The organism is Deltaproteobacteria bacterium (assembly GCA_020845895.1).
Classification (GTDB): domain Bacteria; phylum Lernaellota; class Lernaellaia; order JACKCT01; family JACKCT01; genus JADLEX01.
Genome location: JADLEX010000018.1, coordinates 1 through 3,760, shown reverse-complemented (window position 1 = coordinate 3,760; position 3,760 = coordinate 1). Strand labels below are relative to the sequence as shown.

Below are 3,760 nucleotides of genomic sequence, written 5' to 3'. Positions count from 1 at the left end.
CGTGCTCTTCAAGCGCGGGATGGGGATCACGCTGGAGGAATCGCTGCACGCCTGCGAGTACATCGCGTCGGAAGGCAACACCCGAATCATGTTCTGCTTGCGCGGGGTCAAGACACACCTCGGCGAGCCACACCGCAATCTGGTCGATTTCGCGCACGTTCCAGTCGTGCGACGCCTGACGCGATTGCCGGTTTGCGTGGACCCGTCGCACAGCGTCGGTCGCGGCGACGTCGGTCCCGACGGGATTCCGGACATCTTCCACGCTTCGGGGCAGGGCATCATCGCGGGCGCGTCCGCCGTGCTGATCGACCTGCACCCGCACCCCGAGCGTGCGCTCTGCGACGGGCCCCAGGCGCTGACGCTCGACCAGCTCCCGCGTTTCGTCCGTTACGTCGCGCGCGTACGCGAAGCCTACGAAGCGGTTTGCGCGGCGTGAGCGGCTCGTCGTCGGCGTGCTGATATCCTTCGCCGCGCATGTCAGCTCCCGTGCAATCGACGCAGCTTCCCTTCGCGAAACGTCTCATCCGCAATCTCGCGATTCAGGACTACGTGGTCCTCGGCTTTCTGCTGAAGATGATCGTGACATGTGCGCTGCTCGGGGCGCGCAACTCCATGCTGGTCGCCTCCGGGCTGCTCGGTTTCGCCTTCCTCGTCATCGTCTTCGGACGCTCCGAGCTCGGCCCACGCGCGGTACGAGTCGTGGTCTATCGCATCGGAATCGTCGCGCCGCTTCCGGCGAGCTACGCGCTCTTCCCGGAGATCACGGCCGCGCTGCACGGGCAGATGCTCGACGTGCAGCTTCGCGCGATCGACAGCGCCGTGCTCGGCGAGACACCCGCCCTCTTGCTCGCACCATTCCAGACGCCGGGAATCGTCGAGTGGTTCGCGTTCTTCTATTTCAGCTACTTCTTCATCATGGGATTCCACCTCCTCGGATCCCTCGCGCTCGACAAAGGAACGCGCCTCGCGGAGATCATGTTCGGCGCGCTGATCATCACGGCAGTCGGGCACACGATCTATACGTGGGTACCCGCGCGCGGGCCGATGTTCGCGATGGATCTGCCCACGACGCTTCACGGAGGCATCTTCTACGGTCTCGTGAGGAGCGCCGTGACGGACGCCGGCGCCGGCATCGACATCTTCCCGTCGCTCCACACCGCATTGCCGTTCTTCTTCGTCCTCCATTCGGTGCGGCACCGAAAGGCGATTCCCTTCAAGTACACGTGGCCCGTCATCGCGGTCTTCTCGGGTCACATCATGATCGCGACGATGCTGCTCCGATTGCACTACGCGATCGACGTGGTGGCCGGAGTGTGCCTCGCGGCCGTTTGCCAGCAGGTCGCCATCTTCGTGGCCAAGCGCGAGGCGTCTCGCGCCGATCGCGGGATCCAGCCCGTGTGGGAGCATTGGCGGCCCGTGTGAGGCCACTCGGCTGATTCGAAGCATCATGTTCCCCCCGTTGGGGGAAAGCGAGGGGTGAATCGTGTCGCGGATTGTCGAATCGCTGATCTGCGGCGCGTTCGTCGTTTCCTGCGGAGACGGCGGCGGGCCCGACGGCATGAATGGCGACGCCGCGATGGCAGAGGACGGGACCGCGCCGCCGCGCCGCGGCGACGGGAGCACCGACGCCGCGCGGGATCGATTCGACGGCGCCGAGGTTCCGGCAACGGTCGGGGCCTGCGAGGTGACCAGCGCCTTCGAGCTCGTCGGCGGCGACACCGACACGTATCCCATCGACGTCGCGGTGCGTGGACGCGAGATCGGGCTGCTGTACGTGGCCGAATCGCCGCGGCGAATGGTGTTCGGCAGCTCGACGCTCGACGAGCCCGAGATCGCGTCGCCGGAGACGTTGGGCGAGACGCCCGTGCTCAACCAGGCGGGCATCGTGCCCTTCGAATCGGGATTCGCGATTGCGTGGACCGATTTCACCGAAGAGCCCGTCGGACGCGTGCGCATCGCGCGCACCCTCGGCGGCACCGTGGTCTCGGACGTCCGCATCGGAGGAGAGTGGATCGCGAGTGGCGCAATCCCCGGACGGACGTCCTCGGGACGATTGGCCGTCCTCTGGGGCGAGCAGCTCCCGCCCGTGGAGCAGTACGAGCTTCGTGTTGCCCTCAGCGACGACGCGGAGACGTTCGACCCGCACGCCGTCATCGCCGCAGGAATGGCGCGACCGTCGGTCGTCTCGGCCGTCACGACCGACGACTCGATGGCGGTGACGTGGGTGGACCGGGTCAACTCGCCCAATCTGTCGACCTTGCGATTCGCCAGCGTGCTCGACGACGGCACGATCACCGCGCCGCGCACGATCGTCGAGCACGACAGGTACATCTACGAGACGTCGCTCGCGTACGGGTACGAGCGCCTCCTGCTCGCGACGACCGATAGCCGCGCCGACATCCTGACCGTGCCGATGTACCTGACGGTGCTCGAGCCGGACGGCACCACCGTCGAAGAGGGCATTCGATTGACGACCGATGACCACCAGGAGCACGTCGGGATTGCGTTCGGCGCCAATGCATTCGGTCTCGTGTCGGTGCCGTTCATCGACATGGCCAGCAGCAACGAGCAGCAAGTCTTCTTCCGACAGACGAGCGCCGACGGCGAGACGCTCACGGACCCGCAGCAAGTCTCGGCAGCTTCGATCCCCGAAAGCGATTGCTGCATCCGGGCCAATCACGCGCGCATCACGGCCATCGAGCCCGCGCTCTATCTCGTCGTCTGGGCCGAGCACGCGCAGCGCCCCGATCGCCCTGTGTTCGTCGTGCGCGGCGCGATCGTCAATTGCAAGCCGTGACGGCCGTAATGAGGTCCTGCGAGTCGATGAGTTGATCGATCAAGAGAATTTCCCCCCCCAAAATGGGGTGGGAGAATTCATCCAAATGGATGAAGTCTTCCATTCGCGGGCCCTAGCGACTCCCCTCGAAAGCAAAGCGCCCTCGGCCTTTCGGCTTCGGGCGCTTTCGGGGTGGATGTAGAAGGGTCTACAGCGAATCGGGGCAGAGCGTCACGTCGTAGCCGAGATCCGTCGCCGCTGCGGCGGGATCCACGGCGCCGGTGCTCTCGTCGATCGACGTGAGGAAGGCCGTGAGCTGGCGGATCTGGGTCGCGCGCTCGGCTTCGCCTCCGGTCAGGAAGTTCACCGAGAACGCCTGGTGGTGATCCTCGAAGGTGGTGGACAAGGCCTCTTCCAACGTCCGCGCGTTACCCGCGTGGAAGTAGGGAGCGCCGGTCACCATGCCGAGGAGCGAGGGCGGGTTGAAGCCGCTCGCGCCCTGCGCGGCGGTCGTCATGTTCGTGCGAACCTCGCGAACGCGCAGCGCGCCCGGCGGCGTGACGCCCGCTTGGGTCATCGGGTCGAGCACCGCGGGGAACGTGCCCACAGCACGCAACGCGCATTGAATCTGGTCGTTCGCGCCAGCCGTCATTCCGGCGGGGAATCGCAGCGACGCGGGTCCCATCGCGGCGGGCGGGTTGAGGGCCGCGGGGAAGCCCATCGGCAGCGTGTAGTTCGTCATGCGCAACAGGCCCATCCCGGCGTTGTTGGTCTCGTTGGGCGTGACGAACACGCGCGAGACGGTCCACATGCGCGTGCCGTGGCAGCCACCGCAGTTGTTGTCTTCGAACAACGTTCGGCCCGCGGTGACATCGTCTGCGACAGCGTTCGACGCGCCGCGCGGTGCGCGAATCGTGCGCACGTAGGCGGCGACGTTGTCCCAGTCCTCGAGGACCGAGCGCGGATCGGGCGAGGCACCGCCCG

4 protein-coding genes are annotated in these 3,760 nt (G+C 66.4%); 3 read left to right on the top strand and 1 reads right to left on the bottom strand.

Features of this window, described 5'->3' with window-relative positions:
• The 3 genes from IT350_02145 to IT350_02135 form a co-directional block, all read left to right on the top strand.
• A partial coding sequence (locus tag IT350_02145) for a 3-deoxy-7-phosphoheptulonate synthase (GenBank protein ID MCC6156825.1) occupies positions 1-436 on the top strand: 436 nt, incomplete at its 5' end.
• Between the two features lie 38 nt (positions 437-474).
• The gene (locus tag IT350_02140; GenBank protein ID MCC6156824.1) at positions 475-1,422 is read left to right on the top strand and encodes a phosphatase PAP2 family protein; all 948 of its coding nucleotides are present in this window, start codon (positions 475-477) and stop codon (positions 1,420-1,422) included.
• A gap of 61 nt (positions 1,423-1,483) precedes the next feature.
• A complete protein-coding gene (locus tag IT350_02135; protein ID MCC6156823.1) occupies positions 1,484-2,797 on the top strand; it encodes a hypothetical protein in 1,314 nt (437 codons plus the stop codon).
• A gap of 187 nt (positions 2,798-2,984) precedes the next feature.
• Here the strand turns inward: IT350_02135 and IT350_02130 are convergent.
• Positions 2,985-3,760, bottom strand: a 776-nt coding sequence (locus IT350_02130; GenBank protein ID MCC6156822.1) for a hypothetical protein, incomplete at its 5' end; no start/stop codon positions are given.

What these genes read in the sequence shown, in the direction of transcription:
- IT350_02140 (MCC6156824.1), top strand. Translation starts at nt 475, where the DNA reads ATGTCAGCTCCCGTGCAATCGACGCAGCTTCCCTTCGCGAAACGTCTC.